The sequence below is a fragment of the Nocardia uniformis NBRC 13702 genome (assembly GCF_001613345.1).
In the GTDB taxonomy this organism is placed as follows: domain Bacteria; phylum Actinomycetota; class Actinomycetes; order Mycobacteriales; family Mycobacteriaceae; genus Nocardia; species Nocardia uniformis.
The window spans coordinates 72,493-90,982 of the sequence record NZ_BDCE01000039.1 but is presented as its reverse complement, the minus strand read 5'-3'; the positions used below and the strand labels follow the sequence as shown (position 1 = coordinate 90,982).

Sequence of the window (18,490 nt, the reverse complement as noted above, 5' to 3'; positions counted from 1 at the left end):
ACCGCACCGCTATTGTTCGAAGGTGATCCGCACGTCGTCGGACTCCGGCAGAGTCTGGCAGGCAAGTGTCAGCCCTTGCTCGAGTTCGGCATCGATGAGCGCCTCATTGCGAACCATTCGGGTGCGCCCGCGCTTCACCGCACAGACGCAGGTACCGCACGCCGATTCCCGGCATACGTACGGTGCGTTGATCCCGTTGTTCAGCAGGACATCCAGCAGCCGTTCGGTGCGCGGCCACCGGAAGTGATGTGTCCGCCCGTCGATGTCGACTTCGAGGGCCGCGCTGCGGCCGGGAGCGGCGGTGGTCAGCGGTGCGCGCGTGGCGGATTCCCGTGGGGGAGTGGGTTCTTCGAAGGGATTACTCGCCAGCGAGCGAAACTCCTCCAGGTGGATCTGATGGGTGGGCACTCGCAGCGACGCGGCCGCCGAGCGCAGCACCGTCGTGAATCCCAGTGGCCCACAGATATACCACTCGCGTTTGCGGTGCCGTCGCAGCGCTTCGGCGACCCGGCGCGACGTGGGCAGACCCCGGTCGGATTCCCACCAGTGCAGTACACGTAGACGTTTCGGGTGGCGACGCTCCAGCTCCGCCAGCTCCCGCCCGAAGATCACCGACCGCCGATCGCGGTTCGCGTACAGCAGCACCACGCTCCCGCGCCCCACGACCAAGACCGATTTGATAATCGACATGATCGGCGTGATCCCGCTACCGCCCGCCGCCAGCAGCAGATCACCGTCGAGACCGCGTGGACCGAAGGTCCCCAGCGGCTCCAATACCGTCACCGGATCACCGGCAATGGTGATATCGCACAGCAGATTCGACGCGTACCCGCCCGCGGTGCGCTTCACCGTCACCGCCAGCCGGTCATCACAGTGCGGACTGCTGCACAGCGAATAGCACCGCGCCACCGACCCGGTGCGCTCACTGGGCACCCGCAGCGTCAGGAACTGTCCGGGCCGATACGAGAACCGCGCGGTCAGGTCGTCCGGTATATCGAAGACGAGGGTGCGCGCGTCGGCGGTCTCACGCACCACCTCCGCGATTTTGATGGTATGGGCGCGTGCGGTCATCGCCGCACCGCCGCGGGTGTCGGTGCTCTGTCGGCCGGAGCCGCCTGCCCCTCGAGCTGCTGTAGTGCCCACCCGGCCAGCTGCGTCAGCCGTTCGGTCGAGAACGGTTGGGTAAGACGGCGATTGAGGCCCGGCGCGATCCGCATCAGGGCATACCCCAACCAGGCTTCGGGCCGCACCGGCACAACGGCCAGGTCGTAGCGCACCGCGCGGACGACGGCGCGCGCCACCAGATCCGGGCTCATCGGTGCGAACGGCAGCCGCTCCGCCACCTCCTGGAGCTTGTGCGCGAACTCCTTACCCCGCAAGATCATGGCCTCGTCGACACCGACCGTGACGGCGTGCTCACCGATACCGGTATTGATGAAGCCGGGGCAGATCGCGCTCACCCCGATCCCCTTGGGCCCCAGCTCGAGCCGCAGGCATTCGGTGAGCATCTTCACCCCGGCCTTGGATACCGAGTACGCCGACATGACCGGCGTCGGTGTGAAGGCCGCAGCCGACGCGATATTCACGATATGCCCGCGCTGCCCGTTGTCGACCATCTGCCGCCCGAATGCGCGGCAGCCGTGCACCACCCCGAGCAGGTTCACCCCGAGTTGGCGATCCCAGTCGGCGGGCCGCATATCCAAAAACGACCCGCCGACCACGATTCCGGCATTGTTGACGAGCACATCCGCGACGCCGTGGTCGGCGAGGACACTGCGGGCGAACAGTTCCCACGCCTGCGGATCGGTGACGTCCAGACGTGCCGCCGAAGCCCGACCACCCCGTGCGTGGATCATCGCCTCGGTAGCGAGTGCGGCATCGAGATCGATATCGGAGACCACCACATGCGTTTCGCCGCGCGCGAACCGGAGCGCGACCGAACGTCCGATTCCGCTGCCCGCTCCGGTCACCACTACCAGCCGGGGCCGAATGTCATTGAGTTTCATATCGACTCCTCGAGAACGGTGGTGGTGTGCGGCGCGCGCGCCGGCGTGCCGTACCGGTAGTCGTCGAGGTTGTAGTGACGGTTCTGCCAATACATCTCACCGTGTGTCGACGGCCGGAACGGTGAATCACCGTGACTATTGATGTAGTACGTATTCGATCCATCGCAGGCGGAGGTGAAGAGGAAATTCTTCTCCTGCCGTCGCAGGCATTTCGCGAAATACTCGTCATGTGCGGATCGACTGATCTCGCAGACGGTTTCACCGCGCCGCTTGGTTTCGGCAATAGCGCGACTCAGATGTGCGGCGGTCGCCTCGATCATCCAAATATAGGAGCCGAGTACGAACCCGTAGGGCCCGGTAATGGTGAACATATTCGGGAACCCCGGGACCGACACCCCGTGGTAGGCCTGGAACCGTTGCGTATCCCAGAAATCGGCGAGGCTGGTCCGCTCACGTCCGATCACCGGGAAAGGCGGAATCGAGTCCTTTTCCCACAGTTTGAATCCCGTCGCGCAGATGAGGACATCGACATCGTGCCGCACCCCGTCGACCGTGATCACCCCGCGCTGATCCACCCGCACGATCGAGTCGGTGACGAGATCGACGTCGTCGCGATTGAAGGTGGACAGGTACTCGTTCGACATGGACGGCCGCTTACAGCCGAGGCCGTAGCGGGGAATCAGCTTCTCGCGCAGCACCGGATCGTGCACCTGCGACCGCATCCACCGCCGCGCCGGAATCTCCGCCAGTCGTCGTCCGGTATCGGTGAGCCAGCCCGGCCCCACCACCATCCCGCCCATACCGATCTCGGTCGCGACCGTGCCGACCAGGCGGATACCGGATCGCAGCCACGGCGTTTCGAGTACCGTCCGGCCCCAACCTCGCACCGCCGCATCGCGTTTCGGGAAGACCCAGATCGGTGTGCGTTGGAAGACGGTCAAATGCTCGACCTCGTCGACAATGGCGGGCACCAATTGCAGCGCGGTCGCACCGGTCCCGATCACCGCCACCCGCTTACCCGTCAGCGCCACGTCGTGATTCCACAGCGCGGTATGGATCAGCGACCCACCGAAGTCCTGCAATCCGGGAATCTCAGGCATTTTCGGCCGTTCCAGCCCGCCGATCGCCATCACCACGAACCGGGCGGTCAGCGTTCGTCCGCTATCGGTACGCAGCCGCCACAGCCCGCCGTCCTCGTCGTACTCGGCTCCGGTAATCGTGGTGTTGAGCACCAACTTCCGCCGCAACCCGTACTTGTCGACCATGCTGTCGGCGTAGTCGCGCAATTCGTCGCCGGGCGCGAAGACCCGCGACCAGTCGCCGCGCTGTTCATAGGAGAAGCTGTAGATGAACGACGGAATATCCACGGCCACACCGGGATAGGTGTTGGCATGCCAGGTGCCGCCGACCCGGTCCCATTTGTCCACGATCACGAAGTCGTGGATGCCCTTGCGCTGTAGGGCGATACCGGCGCCGATACCGCCGAATCCGGCGCCGACCACCACGACCTCGTGATCGGCGCGCTGCTGCTGGGTAGTCATGGTGGCTCCAGTCAGCGGACGCGGTCGAGGAGTTCGCCGTCGGACCCGAACAGCTCGCGCTGCCAGTGCCGAACCAGCGCTTCGGTGTCGAGATCGTCGGGATGGAAGCCCGGCCGCAGGTACTCGCGCACCTCGGCCTGCAAGCCTTTGACGAGCGGTCCCCGCAGGACATCGATGGCCTGCCTGGCCACTGTGATCGGCCGCCAGGCGCGGGGATCGGTGAGAATCGACAGCGCGACCGCGCCCGCGACGAACGGGATGACCCCGACGTACGGGATGGTCATGACGCCGATGCGCACGGCCTCCCCACCGCCGCTGGCACGGTAGACATCGAAGGCCACCGACTTGTGCTCGAGCTCTTCGAGAGCGTGCCAGTTCAGCAGATTGCGTACCTCGGGATTGGCGGAGGCGATCTGCTGTAGTTCGGGGCTGGTCAGCACGCGTCGTGCCAGGACGCTCGTGAAGTGCTCCGCCGCCGCGGTCGCCGCCAGATGTACCCGCGCCGGAATCAGATTCTCCGCGCGAATGAACGCCTTCTCACGCCGACTGCCCGGTGCGAAGTGCGGCACCCGCACCAGCAGATAACCCATCTTGACCAGCTCATCGTTGAGCACCCGGTGCTGCTGCCCGTGCATGGCCTCCTGGCCGATGAATCCGGCCGCGCGCTTCTTCAGGACCGGATCGTCGATCTGCCCCGATACCCGGCGGACCGAGCGGACGAACGAGTCCTCACCGGGCGGGAACGCCGCCGACAGTAAGGCGGAGAGATGGCTCAGGACAATGTCGCCGTCGGCGAAGTGGCGTGTCATCGGTTCGGGTTCGCCGAACCGGAAGCGCATGCGCCGCACCTGCGGATAGCCATTGGTCCGATTGATGGTCGCGTTCTTGCTCATGCTGAATCTCCATTGATTCGTGGCGGCTGTGCCGTCCGCCGCGGCTTACTGCAGGTGGTCGGTGAGAACGCCGTCCTCGCCGAAAAGCTCGACGCGCCATTGGTCCAGCAGCGCGGCGGTGTCGATATCGTCGGGGTGGAATCCGGGACGCAGATACTGCGCCAGCTCCCTGCCCAGGCCCTTGAACAGCGGACCGCGGAACAGCGTGTACGCCTCGCGCGCCAATCGCAGCGGATGCCGGCGGGCGTAGGGATCGCGGCGCAGCGACAGCGTCAAGACCCACCATGGTGAGCGGGAGCGTGAGGCCGAGCAGCACCGCCATGATGGCGATGCGCACCTCCTCGCTGCCGCCGGCGGTGCGGTAGACGTCGAAGGCGACCGACTTGTGCTCGATCTCCTCGAAGGCGTGCCAGTTCAACAGGTTTCGCACTTCGGGATCGCCCGCGAGGGCCTGTACCTCCGGCCGGGTGAGCACCCGGGTGGCCAGGACGGTCGTATAGTGCTCGGCCGCGGCGGTACCGGCCAGATGCACCAGGGAGGGTAGGCGCTCCTCGAGTCCGCGCATCCGTTCGACCGCGGCGGGGGAGTCGTACCACTCGACGGGATAACCCATCTCGGCCAGTTGGTCGTTGAGTCGCCGGTGTTCCTGGCCGTGCATCGCCTCCTGACCGATGAAGCCGGCGACCCGCTTCTTCAGCTGCGGATCGGTGATGTGGTCGGCGAACTTGCGGACCGACCGGATGAAGGACTCCTCACCGGGCGGGAACCCGGCGGACAGTCCCGCGATGAAGTGACTGAAGACGATGTCGCCGCCCGCGTAGTACTTCGACATCGGTTCGGGATCGCCGAAGCGGAACCTGATCCGCCTGGCCTTGGGATATGTGGTGGTCATAGCGCACCTCGTTGAGCTGGTACCAGCAGTATGCGGTACTGCAAGTACGATACCGTCTCAGACGGCTAGAGGGAAGGTGTCGTAGGTGAATCGAGACGGTCTCTTCGTTGGTTCGCCGCTCCCGTGGGCATGAACGCGAGTGGCCCGTGTGGTTTATGTGGCGACTCGAATCACCCCATTACAGTGACCTCGCGCACATTTCCGTTTAATAACAACGCGAATGTCATTCACGGCGACTCGCCTAATGGTCAGCGAAAACGGCGACCCGATTACTATTCAATGCTCGTCAAATCGGACGTTACCCGTCCGTGATTCGACGTGATTGTTCCGTTATGGTCGTTCACGGCTCGGAGACATCCGATCTCGCCTCGAACCGCCGAACACCGGTAAACCCCGTCCCACGGTTCGAGGACTACCCGACACACCTGGGGACGGGAACCCGGCTCGAGTAATCGCCGGGTGGGCTGGGCGCAGGCAGGGAATTCATATGCACTTCAACCGTAAGTTCAGCACCCGTACCCTCGCGACCTTCGCCGCTGTCGGCGCGCTGGCCGCCGTTCCGTTCGTGGCCTCCACCGCGACCGCCTCGGCCGCCGGTAACTGGGACGCAGTCGCACAGTGCGAGAGCGGCGGTGACTGGTCCATCAATACCGGTAACGGCTACTACGGCGGCCTGCAGTTCTCGCCGAGCACCTGGGCGGCCAATGGCGGTACCGGTATGGCCCACAACGCCAGCCGCGAGGAGCAGATCCGCGTGGCCGAGAACGTGCTCGCCACCCAGGGCCCCGGCGCGTGGCCGACCTGCGGCGCCTACCTCTGACGATCGCCGCTGCGAGGTAGTACACGCTCTGCCGTAAGACTGGAAGGCCCCGTCGCCCAATGGTGCGCGACGGGGCCTTCGTCGTTGCCTGACGTCGCGGCTGGATCGGCGCCGCGGCAGGCGCCGCGATCAGGCCGCCATCGGCGAACACATCGTGCTCATCGCGGTGGGTGCCGCCTGGGCGCAACAGCGCCGAGCGTGCTCATCCGAGCAGTACGTGCCGTCGTATCGCGATGGGATACGCGGCTCCCGCGAGCAGCGGTAGTGGGTCGAGACGGCCGGGACCGGGTGGGACCCACACCGAGCGATGCCATTCCAGATGCAGATGTGGATCGACATTGCCATTGGTGGCGCGGTTCGGGTTGACGGTGGCGATGCGCTCACCCGCCTCGACGCGGCGGCCGACCGGAACTTCCGGGCTGACGTGTCCGTAGACCGTGGTGCCCGCACCGTCGGCGGCGGGGTGGTCGACCACAACCCAGAGGCCGAATCCCGTTGCGGGGCCGGAGTGTGTGACGTAACCGCCCTGGGTGGCGAAGACAGGTCGGTTTGCCGAGCCACCCGGCCAGCCGAAGTCCGTACCCCAGTGGAAGCCTCCGGAGCGGGGACCGAAGGGAGAGGTGACGACATGGCCCCGTTCGAGCGGCCAGACCCTGGGTGGCATAGGGGTGTCCTCCTCGCTGTAGTTCCATTCTGTCCGGAATATGCTGTCGGGCAAGCGGAATAGCCCAAGGCGGTGATGATCGGCGACCTAAGATCGGGTGTTATGCGCCGATACGCCTTCTTCATCGACTGCTCAGCCGACGGTGACTTCGACGAGGGCGTCCGATTCTGGTCGGCCGCACTGGAATCGGATACCGAAGCACCCGACGATCCCACCGACCCATACGTCAGCCTGCCCGCCGCCCGCGGCACCGCGCAGCTGGAAATGCAACGCATCGGCGGCCCCAGCCGCTACCACCTGGATCTCTATGCCGCCGACGTGAATGCCGAGGCCGACCGCCTCGAAGCTCTCGGAGCCGAGCGAATCGAGTTCGTCGACCGCTGGTGGGTGATGCGCGCACCCACCGGCCATATCTTCTGCGTGGTTCCGGACTGAGCAGCCAGCCGGTGATCACACGCAGAGCGGTACTACGGGTGGGGCTGACCGTGCCGCTGCTGGGTGCCTGTGCGCCGGATGCGCTGCTGGGAGATCGGGACAAGGTTCGGATCGCGGTGCCGTGGAGTGGATTCGAGCGGCAGGCCTTCGACACGGTCGTGGCGGGGGTCCGGTCCGGCCGCCCGGAACTGCGGGCCGTCGAGGTGATCCCGCTCGGCGACGATATCGATACGGCGTTCGCGGCGCGGGGGCCGTCGGCTCCGGAGATCGTGATGCTCCCGCAGGTCGGGCGGATTCGCGAACTACTCGACGACGGGTACCGGCTGCAACAGATCGACGCGACGCTCTGGACGGACCACGACGGACCGCGCTATTCGCCGCAGTGGCAGGACCTGCTGGTGCGGGGGAACGCCGTCTACGGGCTGCCGTTCAAGTACAGCTTGAAATCGCTGGTCTGGTATGACCGGAATACTTTCGCCGAGCGGGGACTCGGTGATCCACACTCGTGGACGGTGTCGGCGTGGATCGGTCAGATGGAAACCCTGGCCGCCACTCCGGTGCGACTACTGGCGCTCGGGGCCGCGGACGGTTGGGTGGTCACCGACTTCTTCGAGAATCTATTGGCCGCGCAATCCGCTCGCGCCTACGCGGATCTGGAAAGTGCGACCGGCGTTCGGCGATGGGACCGCCCGGAAACACAGGCGGCACTGTTCCGGCTCGGTGAGTTGTGGGGACATCCCACAGCTTTCTCAGGAGGCGCGCCGGTAGCACTGACACGACAGTTCACGGATGCGATCCGCGAGGTATTCGAACATCGGCGCGCGGCCATGGTGGTGGCACCGGATTTCGCGGAACCGATTGTGCGCCGGAGCCTGTCGAGCGCCCGGCGCAGCACGGACGTGGTCGGTATCGCCCCGTTCCCCGCGGCCACGACGGGCGGTCTACGCCCGAAGATCGGTGCCGGTGATGTCATGGTGCTGACCGAGCGGGCCGGGGACGCGGCCCGCGACTGGCTCGCCGCGCTGGCCGCCCCGGATGTTTCCCAGCCGTGGATCACCCGATACGGGGGTTTCCTCTCGCCGAACCTGCGTACCGCGAACCGATATCCGCCGCTGCTGGCATCGATTGCCCCGGAATTGGATTCGTGGTCGCGCTTCGATCTGTCCGATCGCATCAGCTGGGGCATCGGCCGCCTGGGACTGCAGCGCACCCTCACCGACTTCCTGGTCGATGTGGCCGAAGGCGCCGACCGGGTCGGCGCCGCGGTGGGCCGAGCACTCGACCGGCTCACCACGCTCGAGGAAAGGCGGCCCGGGTGACCGGATTCGAACCGCACACCCTCGAAACCAATGGTCTGCGAATCCAATTGACCACGCGCCGTCTGGCCGGACCGCTGGTGCCCGGCCGTCCGCCACAGCGCTGGTTCTGGTTCGCCATGCGAATTCCCGCCCTGGTGCTCATCGGCGTCGTATTGATCGCGCCCACCGCATGGACGCTCGGTCGAGCCGCTGCGGCGCAACCGCGGATGGTGGTCGGCTGTACCCTCGCCGCCGTTTCGGTGGTTGTCGGCACACTGCTCGTGCGCCATCGCGCATCCACGACCGGACCATGGGGGACCCGGTACCGCCGATGGACGCCGGTGTCGACTACGGCGGCATTGCTGATCGCCCTGTCTCTGATCGGCGTGGAACTCGGCTGGGACGGTGCGTGGGCATACCTGCGCACGGTGGGCTGGATAGCGTTCGGTGAGGCGCTGGTCGGTGTCGCCCTGGGAATCGCGTGGTGGGGCAAGAACTCTCGATGGCTGTGGGGGCCGCTCATCATCCCGTTCGGTATCTCGGCATTCGTCTCCGGTATCGCCTTCCGTCTGATTTTCGAATGGCTCGCGGACCGTTTCGCGCTGGACAGCGTTCTCCAGTACCGGATCTGGTTCGGGGTCATGCTGCTGTCGGCGTTCCTGTGGACCTGGCTGGGCGTTCTGATCTGTCTGTGTCGTGCCGCCATTCTCGGCCTCGATGCTGATCCGGTCCGTAGCGCCGGGCTGTACAGCGGCGAGGACCGGGAACCGAACTTCTCGTTCGCGACACTGAGGACACTGGTCCGCCTGCTGCGCCCGCCGCTGTTGTTGTTCGGGCTCGTGGTGGGTATCGCGGCCGCTCGTGTCTTCGATGTGGTCCTCATCGCGGTACCCGGCACCATGCAGGTCGCGGTGGACAGTGCCACCGTGCACTGGTGGAATCTCGCTGCCACCAGCGGGTTCGACAGTGGTGAGGCATCGGCGTACGCCCTCCCGCTGGCCGTGCTCATCGGTCTGGTGGCGTGGGCGCTGCAACCGGATATGCGCCGCTACCGCCGCCATTGGGTGGAAGAACGACCATCGCGAATGGCATCGGGGCGCAATCGAATCGGACCGCGGATGTTGCTCGCGATGGTCACGCTGCTCACTGTCGTTCCCATAGCCGTGCTGGCGTTCGGGGCGGTCCGGCAGGGCAGCGGCTTCGGCTGGGACGCCTGGCGATGGGCGAGCGGTGACGACGCGCTCTGGCGCTCGCTGGAGACGACGGCGTGGGTGGCGGTCCTGGCCACCGTCGTGGTCGCGGGTGCGGCGGTGCCGATCGCTTACCGGCTGGCCGCCTTGGCCACCGACGGCCTGAAAACCGGTGTCGTGGTTCCAATTCTGGTGGTGCTGACGGTCATGCCCGCACAGCTCTACGCCGGTCCGATCCGCACCCTGATGGATAGCGCCGGACTCTCCGGAACCCGCATTCCGCTGATCCTCGTCCATGCGTCGGCGGGTTTGCCGATGGCGATCCTGATCCTGCGTGGGGCACTGCTCGCCCCGCCCGACAGTCCCGCCGCCGACGCCCTGCACGGATTGACCAGTCCCGAAACGGCATTGCGCCGATTCGGGACTGTCGCGGGTCCGGCCTTGGGTGCGGTGGTGGTGCTCGAGTTCATCCAGGTGTGGAACGATTTCTTCATCGGGCTACTGGTCAGCGGTGCGGGCGGTAGCCCGTGGTCGTTGCTGCTCTGGGGTGAGGCGCGGCAATTCCATGAGAACGCCGCCCATCTCGCCGTGGGCGCGCTGATATCGGCCGTCGTGCCGGTGCTGCTGTTGCTGGCGACCTGGCGGCGGTGGCTGGTGCCCGGCCTCACCGGCGGGTTCCCGCGATGACCGAACCTCGACACGAGGACACCTCGCTCATCTCCACCCCCAAATCGTCGTCGTGGCGTGCGTTCCTGGTGGGCATGTCGGCGGTGGCCACCGCGCTGATCTACGAGCTGGCCAGGAATCTGGTGGTGGATTCAGTCGGGGACAACCCCGGGGTGAAAGCGATTGTCGAAACGGTGCTGTGGTTGCCGGTGATTATCGCGGTGTCCGCCGGAGCCGTGTATGTGCTGTACCGGCTCAGACGTGAATTTCGGGAACGGCATGCCGCGGCAAGGGAATCCGACCTCATCGCGGATCTGGTGGTGCCGGGGCGCGTGGTAGGCACCGGGTTACGCCTCGATATGGAGCACCCGACGGGGCAGCACGGTGCCGCCGAGACGACCGTGGTCCAGGCGTCCATCGTGATCGACGCTCTCCCGATCGACAAGTACCGCACCGCCGCGCTGCTGTCCATGTTGGCTGCCATGCTCGACGCCCCGGCCCGGCGGCCGGATGTCCTGGAACTCCCGGGGGACAAGGCCATTCAGCTGCTGAATGCGCTGTTGCAGACTCGGCTGGAGCTGACCGACGCACAGCACTGCCGCCGCCGACCGCGGTCGCCGCAGGATCCGGCACCGAGACTCGTTCCCACCGACCCGATGTGGCGGGCGGCGCTGCCCACGCTACTGCGCTACCACGCCGACCTGGCCCATCGGTGGTCCATAGCGCTAGACCGCACTGCGACGGCCGCCGGTGCCCGCCGCTGGTTCGTCGCCGAGGCTCCGTATCTGCACGAACTCGTGATCGTTTGTGCGACCAGTCGTCTCACACCGGGGGTGCGGGAGCTGCGACTTGCCATCATGGCGGATTTGATTCGTATTGCCGACGCGCTCGACAGCTGGTACGCCGTGTGTGGGTACGGCGAAAACGTGCGGATGGCCGGTGAGAGGATCGGTATCGCCACAGCGATGCGCATGGTGACCCAGGACGATATGAATCGGACCGATCCGCTGGATCCCACACCCGCACCGAACGCTCGATCGGGATTTCGCCTGTTTTGGGAACTCGCCCGTATCCGCGCCGGCGAAGTCGATGAACCCGATGACCCGGGCGACAATTCGGGTCGCTGGCGATGGTTCCGGATTCGTGGGCTGCGCGATCGATATCACCGGCTGCGTGACTGGTGTCGCCTGCACGGCACCGGCTATCGGCCACGGCAGACCGTCACCAGCCTGGGCGCTCGCGCCAAGCACGCCGCGGCACTGCGACGATTGGCCCAACTGTCGGCGCACCCCGAATCCGCCACGTCCGATCGGTATCCCGCGGTCGAATTGCTGAAGATCGAACGGGATCTGGAGCGGGCCTGGCGGCGGCTACCGCGCGCCGATATCGCGGGCGAGGTGGCTGCCCTGGTGAATCTCGCGGTGGTGCACCAGCATCAGGGGCGGCTCGAAGCCGCCACGGACCGGCTGGAATTGGCCGAATCGCTGACCCGGGACGGACGTAACCCGCACGGCAGCGCGCATATCCGCGAAACCATGGGCGGGGTCTGGTGGGCGCGCGGCGAACCGGACCGCGCCCTTCGGTGCTGGCAGTCGGCGCTGCGCGACTACCTGACTCTCGCCGACGAACTCGGCATCGCCCGCAACCTCCAGCATCTGGGCTCGGCCGCGATCGTGGCCCCCGAACACGGCGGCCTACTCCTCGGTGACGACGGGGAGCTGACCACCACCGAGGTGCTTCGTCAGGCGACGCTCTGGCTCAACGAGGCCATTCGCCGCGGTGGCGACATCACCGCGCGCAATCACGGCGGCGAACTCGCGCCTGTCGTCCGCCACGCCGAGTATTACCGGGGGCGGGCCGTAACCGCGTTGAACGGCGCGGGGATTCGCGTCGATCCCTCGGCGGAGATCGACCGCTGGCCGCTCGCGGTGAATGGGGGCTGAGCGGGTGCGCGTGGTCAGGGCGCGACCGGCTCCGGCTCCGGTGCGGGCGCTGCCGCACGGGCTCCACCGGGCGTGGCGAGCCGGGTATCGATGACCAGGCCGAGGATGCCGACCGCGATACACGCGCCCGAGACCAGAATCTGAGTGGGGGAGGCACTGGTGGTGAGGGCGTCGGCGAGCAGGACGGTGCCGATTGTTCCGGGGAGGATGCCCAGCACGGTGGCCACGACGTACGGGGTTGTGCGGACCGATGACAGCCCGGCGCAGTAGTTCACCACCGCGAAGGGTGCGAAGGCGATCAGGCGCAGTGAGCCGACCGCGAGCCAGCCGCGGCGGGCGAGGCGCTCATCGATCGACCGGACGGTCGGATGGGTCAGGCGGGCGCGCATTCGGTCCTTGTCGAGAGCACGGACGAGCAGCAGAGCCAATACCGCGCTAACCGTGCTCGCGGAGATCGTGAGGCTCAGGCCGAGGACGGGTCCGAAGAGCATTCCGGCGCTGAGGGTGAATACGGTGCGTGGAAAAGGCGTGACACAGACCAGCGCGTGCAGGGTGAAGAACACCAGCGGCAGGAGCGGCCCGCAGGAGTCGGCCCAGGTCCGGACCTGCGTGGCGGTCGGTAGCGGTACGAGTGCGGCAATGCCGAAGAGTGCGGCGACAGCGAAGATCAGCGCGAGGGTGCGGTATCCGCCGAGTCGGCTGAATCGGCTGCGCGGCGTTGTTGGCACCGCGCCAGGTTACCGGCTGGTAGTGAACACCCGGCGACGGGAATCACAACCCTGCCACTAGCATCAGAGTAAAGACGAGGAATGCTCGTTAACCGAAGTGCCGTCTGAGCAGGGCGAACAAGACGTTCGGCGCTACAGGGGCGGTCTCCTTCGGGGGTTCGAGTGGGAGAAGGAAACAGCAGCTATGCCGATTGCTTCAGACTCGAGCACCGAGCCGGTGCCCGAGTATGCCGCCTGGCGCAAGGGTGTCGCCGGGGTGCTGGCCAAGGCCCGCAGGGTGGACATCGCGGAATTGCCGGATGAGCCGGAAAAGCTGCTCGCGGTCTCGACGTACGACGGTCTGACCGTCAATCCGCTCTACACACGCCGCGATGAGCTGCCCGAGCAGCCACTGCCGGGTGCCTTCCCGTTCGTGCGCGGCAGCGATGCCACCCGCGATGTGCACCGCGGCTGGTTCGTCAGCGTGCGTTTCGAGGGCTCGGACGCCGAGAAGGTGAATCAGGACATTCTGTTCGCGCTGGAGAACGGCGTCAGCTCGGTATGGCTGGGTGTCGGCGACCGCGGCGTCCCGGTGACCGAGATTCCGGCCGCGCTCAATGGTCTGCTGTTCGAGCTCGCCCCGCTGACCATCGACGCGGGCAGTGCATCCGCCGAAGCCGCCGCCGAGGTCTTCCGGGTGCTCGACGGCTACACCGTGGACAATCGTGCAGAGGTACTGGTGCAGCTTGGTGCGACGCCGCTCACCAGCCTGTTCTCCGGTACCTCCGCAATCGACATGGACGGCGCCGTCGAGCTGGCCCAGCGGGCCATTGCCCGCCCGGAGACCGTTCGCGCGATCACCGTGTGCGGCAACGCGTTCCATAACGCCGGTGCCTCCGACGCCCAGGAGCTCGGCGCGGCCGTGGCCGCGGGCCTGGAGTACCTGCGGGCCCTCACCGCGGCCGGTATCGATATCGCCGAGGCGCTGGGCCAGCTGGAATTCCGCTTCGCGGCCACCGACGACCAGTTCGAGGCCATTGCCAAATTCCGTGCCGCCCGCCGCCTGTGGGCTCGCGTGGCGCAGGTCTGCGGCGCACCGGACCACGGCAATGCGCCACAGCACGCTGTCACCTCGGCCGCCATGATGGCCCAGCGTGATCCGTGGGTGAATATGCTGCGCACCACCCTCGCCGCCTTCGGTGCGGGTGTCGGCGGCGCCGATACCGTCACGGTGCTGCCGTTCGACTCGGCGCTGCCCGCCGGGGAACTCGAGGTGTCCCAGGCGTTCTCGGAGCGGATGGCCCGCAATACCCAGCTGCTGCTCCTCGAGGAGTCGCACCTGGGCTTCGTGCGGGATCCGGGTGCGGGCTCCTGGTTCGTCGAATCGCTGACCGACGAACTCGCCGCCAAGGCATGGGAATTCATGCAGCAGCTGGAGGCGGCGGGCGGCTACCTGGCCGCGTTGCAATCCGGACTGCTCGCCGAATCCATAGCCGCCACCAAGGTGAAGCGCGATTCCGATGTGGCGCACCGCAAGACCGCGGTCACCGGCGTCAACGAATTCCCGAACCTGAGCGAGCCGCCGCTGTCGGAGGCGGCGCGTGCGGAGAGCCCGATCGCCCGCTACGGCGCGGCCTTCGAGACCCTGCGTAACCGCTCCGACGCCTACCTGGTCGCCAACGGTGTCCGCCCCAAGGCGCTGCTGGTACCGCTCGGCCCGGTGGCGGAGCACAATGTACGTGTCACCTTCGCCGCCAACCTGCTGGCCTCCGGCGGTATCGAGACGGTCAACCCCGGCGCCCTCGACCTCGCCGGAATCGGTAGGGCGGTCGAGGAGTCCGGAGCCGGCGTCGCGGTGCTCTGTGGTTCCGACAACCGCTACGGCGCGGAAGCCGGAGCCACCGTCGAGGCATTGCGCGCGGCCGGTATTACCACCGTGCTGCTCGCCGGATCGGAGAAGGCGGTCGCCGACACCACCGGCGTACAGCGTCCGGACGGATTCGTCGCGGCACGGATCGACGCGGTTGCCGCACTGTCCGGCCTGCTCGACAAGCTGGGAGCGCCGGCATGAGCGGATCAGGCCCGGAGGCGGCAGCTTGCGTAACCACGCAGGGCCTCCGCACATGCCGAAAGGACGCAGTATGAGTGAGATCAAGCATCTGATCGGCAATTTCGCCGAGGTCCCCCTCGAGGGCACCGCCGACGCCGCCGTCACCGGCGAGCAGGTCGCGGAGTTCGTGAAGGAGGCTGCCACCGCCAATCACTATGTCCCCGAACAGCTGAACTGGGCGACACCCGAAGGTATCGACGTAGGCCCGGTTTTCACCAAGGAACACCGCGACGCCATTGTCGCCGAGGGCTATCCGCTCGACAGCGTGCCCGGTGTGGCCCCGTTCGTGCGCGGCCCGTACCCGACCATGTACGTCAACCAGCCGTGGACCATCCGCCAGTACGCGGGCTTCTCGACCGCCGCGGACTCCAATGCCTTCTACCGCCGCAATCTGCAGGCGGGTCAAAAGGGCTTGTCGGTCGCCTTCGACCTCGCCACGCACCGTGGCTACGACTCCGATCACCCGCGCGTCTCCGGCGACGTCGGCATGGCCGGGGTCGCCATCGACTCCATCCTGGATATGCGGGAACTGTTCGATCAGATTCCCCTCGACCAGGTTTCGGTCTCGATGACCATGAACGGCGCGGTGCTGCCCATTCTCGCACTGTACGTCGTCGCCGCGGAGGAGCAGGGCGTCAAGCCCGAACAGCTGGCCGGAACCATTCAGAACGACATTCTGAAAGAGTTCATGGTCCGCAATACCTACATCTATCCGCCCAAGCCCTCCATGCGGATCATCTCCGATATCTTCGCCTACACCTCCGCGAAGATGCCGAAGTTCAACTCCATCTCCATCTCCGGCTACCACATCCAAGAGGCCGGGGCCACCGCCGATCTGGAATTGGCGTACACCCTCGCCGACGGTGTCGAGTATCTGCGCGCCGGGCTGGACGCCGGTATGGAGATCGACCAGTTCGCGCCGCGGCTGTCGTTCTTCTGGGCCATCGGCATGAACTTCTTCATGGAGGTCGCCAAGCTGCGCGCGGGCCGACTGCTGTGGAGTGAGCTCGTCGCGAAATTCGAGCCCAAGAGCGCGAAATCCCTCGCCCTGCGCACACATTCGCAAACCTCCGGATGGTCGCTCACCGCGCAGGACGTGTTCAACAATGTCCCGCGCACCTGTGTGGAGGCCATGGCCGCCACCCAGGGCCACACCCAGTCGCTGCACACCAACGCCCTCGACGAGGCCCTCGCCCTGCCGACGGACTTCTCCGCCCGCATTGCCCGCAATACCCAGCTGCTGATTCAGCAGGAGTCCAATACGACGCGGCCCGCCGACCCGTGGGGCGGCTCCTACTACGTCGAATGGCTCACCCACCAGCTCGCCGAGCGGGCCCGCGCCCATATCGCCGAGGTGGAGGCGCACGGCGGTATGGCGCAGGCGATTTCGGAGGGTATTCCGAAGCTGCGGATCGAAGAGGCCGCCGCCCGCACCCAGGCGCGCATCGACACCGGCCAGCAGGCGGTGATCGGCGTCAATAAGTATGTGGTCGAGCAGGATCAGGAGATCGAGGTCCTCAAGGTCGAGAACTCCCGGGTGCGCGCCGAGCAGAACGAGAAACTCGTTCGCCTGCGCGCCGAACGCGATTCGACCGAGGTGGAGCGCGCGCTCGCCGAATTGACCCGTGCCGCGGCCTCTTCGGAGGGCGGGATGGCCAACAACCTGTTCGCGCTGGCCATCAATGCCGCCCGCGCCAAGGCCACCGTCGGTGAGATCTCCGACGCCCTGGAGAAGGTCTACGGCCGCCATCAGGCCGAAATCCGCACCCTGTCGGGCGTCTACCGGGAAGAGGCGGGCAAGGTGACCAATATCAGTCAGGCCATCGAACTGGTCGAGGAATTCGCCGAGCACGAGGGCCGTCGCCCCCGCATCCTGGTCTGCAAGATGGGCCAGGACGGCCACGACCGCGGCCAGAAGGTGATTGCCACCGCCTTCGCCGACCTCGGTATGGATGTCGATGTGGGCCCGCTGTTCCAGACCCCCGAAGAGGTGGCGCAGCAGGCGGCCGATAACGACGTGCACGTCGTCGGCGTCTCCTCCCTCGCCGCGGGCCACCTCACGCTGGTGCCCGCCCTGCGGCAGGCCCTCGCGGATGTCGGTCGTCCCGACATCATGGTCGTCGTCGGCGGTGTGATCCCGCCCGGCGACTTCGACGAGCTGTACCAGGCTGGTGCCGCGGCGATCTTCGCGCCCGGCACCGTCATCGCCGATGCCGCCATCGACCTGATCAAGAAGCTGGGGTCCGAACTCGGACACGAGATCGGCACCGGCGCGAGCGAGGCCGAAAGCACCGAATGACCAAGCGCGTCATCGATGTCGACGCTCTCGCGACGGCGGTCCGGGGTGGTGAGCGGGCCGCCCTCGCGCGTGCGATCACCCTCGTCGAATCCACCCGCGCCGACCATCGGGAACTGGCACAGCAACTGCTGCTGCGGGTTACCCCCGGCGCGGATGCGGTGGTGTCCAATCGCGTAGGTATCACCGGTGTTCCGGGCGTCGGCAAGTCGACCTTCATCGACTCGCTCGGTATGCGGCTCATCGCGGACGGCCACAAGGTCGCGGTGCTGGCGGTCGACCCGTCCTCGACGCGCACCGGCGGCTCCATCCTCGGCGATAAGACCCGGATGGCACGACTGTCGGTGGAACGCGACGCCTTCATTCGCCCATCGCCCACCGCGGGCACCCTCGGCGGCGTCGCCAAGGCGACCCGCGAAACCATTGTCCTGCTGGAAGCGGCGGGCTACGACGTCATCCTGGTGGAGACGGTCGGCGTCGGCCAATCCGAGGTCACCGTCGCCAATATGGTCGACGTGTTCACCTTCCTGACGCTGGCTCGCACCGGCGACCAATTGCAGGGCATCAAGAAGGGCGTTCTCGAACTCGCCGACCTGGTGGCGGTCAATAAGGCCGACGGCAAACACGAGATGGAGGCCACGGCGGCGGCGCGCGAGCTGAGCGGGGCCATGCGACTGATCCATCCGCGCGAATCGCTGTGGCACCCACCGGTAATCACCATGAGCGGCCTCGAGGGCGTCGGTCTGGACAAGTTCTGGGATACCGTCCTCGAACACCGCCGCGTACTCACCGAAGCGGGGGAGTTCGCCGAGAAGCGCCGCCGTCAGCAGGTCGACTGGACCTGGAATATGGTGCACGACCAGCTTTTACGCCGCCTCACCGACAATCCGAATGTGAAATCCCTGCGCACACAGGTGGAGAAGCAGGTGCGCGACGGCTCGCTCACCCCGGCGCTGGCGGCCGAGGAAATCCTGAACGCGTTCGACGGGAACCCGAGCTGACCGCCGGATCGCAATGTAGTGCGAATTC

General features: G+C 66.6%; 14 protein-coding genes and 1 pseudogene. 8 read left to right on the top strand and 7 right to left on the bottom strand.

The features are described 5' to 3' along the window. Positions 1-9: 9 nt before the first annotated feature. The 5 genes and pseudogenes from NU1_RS11230 to NU1_RS11210 form a co-directional block, all read right to left on the bottom strand. Positions 10-1,071: a ferredoxin--NADP reductase gene (locus tag NU1_RS11230; RefSeq protein WP_067520055.1), complete on the bottom strand. Its 1,062-nt coding sequence runs from the start codon at positions 1,069-1,071 to the stop codon at positions 10-12. Continuing rightward, positions 1,068-2,006 carry an SDR family NAD(P)-dependent oxidoreductase gene (locus tag NU1_RS11225; protein ID WP_067520054.1) on the bottom strand — a complete coding sequence of 313 codons (939 nt, stop codon included), beginning with the start codon at positions 2,004-2,006 and terminating at the stop codon, positions 1,068-1,070. The genes NU1_RS11230 and NU1_RS11225 overlap by 4 nt, the downstream gene beginning before the upstream one ends. Beyond that, a complete protein-coding gene (locus tag NU1_RS11220; RefSeq protein ID WP_067520052.1) occupies positions 2,003-3,547 on the bottom strand; it encodes a flavin-containing monooxygenase in 1,545 nt (514 codons plus the stop codon). The genes NU1_RS11225 and NU1_RS11220 overlap by 4 nt, the downstream gene beginning before the upstream one ends. Before the next feature lie 11 nt (positions 3,548-3,558). Beyond that, the gene (locus NU1_RS11215; protein ID WP_067520049.1) at positions 3,559-4,440 is read right to left on the bottom strand and encodes a metal-dependent hydrolase; all 882 of its coding nucleotides are present in this window, start codon (positions 4,438-4,440) and stop codon (positions 3,559-3,561) included. 45 nt (positions 4,441-4,485) lie between these two features. Continuing rightward, positions 4,486-5,332 (bottom strand): annotated as a pseudogene (locus tag NU1_RS11210) (metal-dependent hydrolase). Between the two features lie 487 nt (positions 5,333-5,819). Between NU1_RS11210 and NU1_RS11205 the strand changes: the two are divergent. Then, positions 5,820-6,152: a transglycosylase family protein gene (locus NU1_RS11205; protein WP_067520041.1), complete on the top strand. Its 333-nt coding sequence runs from the start codon at positions 5,820-5,822 to the stop codon at positions 6,150-6,152. A gap of 202 nt (positions 6,153-6,354) precedes the next feature. On the opposite strand, the gene NU1_RS11200 is transcribed toward NU1_RS11205, so the two are convergent. Continuing rightward, positions 6,355-6,816: a M23 family metallopeptidase gene (locus NU1_RS11200; protein WP_067520040.1), complete on the bottom strand. Its 462-nt coding sequence runs from the start codon at positions 6,814-6,816 to the stop codon at positions 6,355-6,357. 102 nt (positions 6,817-6,918) lie between these two features. Here NU1_RS11200 and NU1_RS11195 point away from each other — a divergent pair, with 102 nt between their 5' ends. From NU1_RS11195 to NU1_RS11180, 4 genes are read left to right on the top strand one after another with little or no spacing between them, the layout of a single operon-like run. Next, positions 6,919-7,251, top strand: a complete 333-nt coding sequence (locus tag NU1_RS11195) for a VOC family protein (RefSeq protein WP_067520039.1) — start codon at positions 6,919-6,921, stop codon at positions 7,249-7,251. A gap of 11 nt (positions 7,252-7,262) precedes the next feature. Continuing rightward, a complete protein-coding gene (locus NU1_RS11190) occupies positions 7,263-8,570 on the top strand; it encodes an ABC transporter substrate-binding protein (protein ID WP_067520038.1) in 1,308 nt (435 codons plus the stop codon). Next, positions 8,567-10,426 carry an ABC transporter permease family protein gene (locus tag NU1_RS11185; RefSeq protein WP_067520034.1) on the top strand — a complete coding sequence of 620 codons (1,860 nt, stop codon included), beginning with the start codon at positions 8,567-8,569 and terminating at the stop codon, positions 10,424-10,426. Before NU1_RS11190 ends, NU1_RS11185 begins: the two co-directional genes overlap by 4 nt. Then, on the top strand, positions 10,423-12,348 hold the full coding sequence (locus NU1_RS11180; RefSeq protein ID WP_067520033.1) for a tetratricopeptide repeat protein: 1,926 nt from the start codon (positions 10,423-10,425) through the stop codon (positions 12,346-12,348). The genes NU1_RS11185 and NU1_RS11180 overlap by 4 nt, the downstream gene beginning before the upstream one ends. 14 nt (positions 12,349-12,362) lie before the next feature. Here NU1_RS11180 and NU1_RS11175 read toward each other — a convergent pair whose 3' ends face one another. After that, positions 12,363-13,076: a TVP38/TMEM64 family protein gene (locus tag NU1_RS11175; RefSeq protein WP_084521184.1), complete on the bottom strand. Its 714-nt coding sequence runs from the start codon at positions 13,074-13,076 to the stop codon at positions 12,363-12,365. Positions 13,077-13,260: 184 nt separating this feature from the next. Here NU1_RS11175 and NU1_RS11170 point away from each other — a divergent pair, with 184 nt between their 5' ends. The 3 genes from NU1_RS11170 to meaB all read left to right on the top strand — a co-directional run bounded on the left by NU1_RS11170 (position 13,261) and on the right by meaB (position 18,462). Further along, on the top strand, positions 13,261-15,126 hold the full coding sequence (locus NU1_RS11170) for a methylmalonyl-CoA mutase family protein (RefSeq protein WP_067520032.1): 1,866 nt from the start codon (positions 13,261-13,263) through the stop codon (positions 15,124-15,126). Positions 15,127-15,196: 70 nt separating this feature from the next. After that, positions 15,197-17,464, top strand: a complete 2,268-nt coding sequence (gene scpA, locus NU1_RS11165) for a methylmalonyl-CoA mutase (protein ID WP_067520031.1) — start codon at positions 15,197-15,199, stop codon at positions 17,462-17,464. Beyond that, positions 17,461-18,462 carry a methylmalonyl Co-A mutase-associated GTPase MeaB gene (gene meaB, locus NU1_RS11160; RefSeq protein ID WP_067520030.1) on the top strand — a complete coding sequence of 334 codons (1,002 nt, stop codon included), beginning with the start codon at positions 17,461-17,463 and terminating at the stop codon, positions 18,460-18,462. Before scpA ends, meaB begins: the two co-directional genes overlap by 4 nt. Positions 18,463-18,490: the final 28 nt, after the last annotated feature.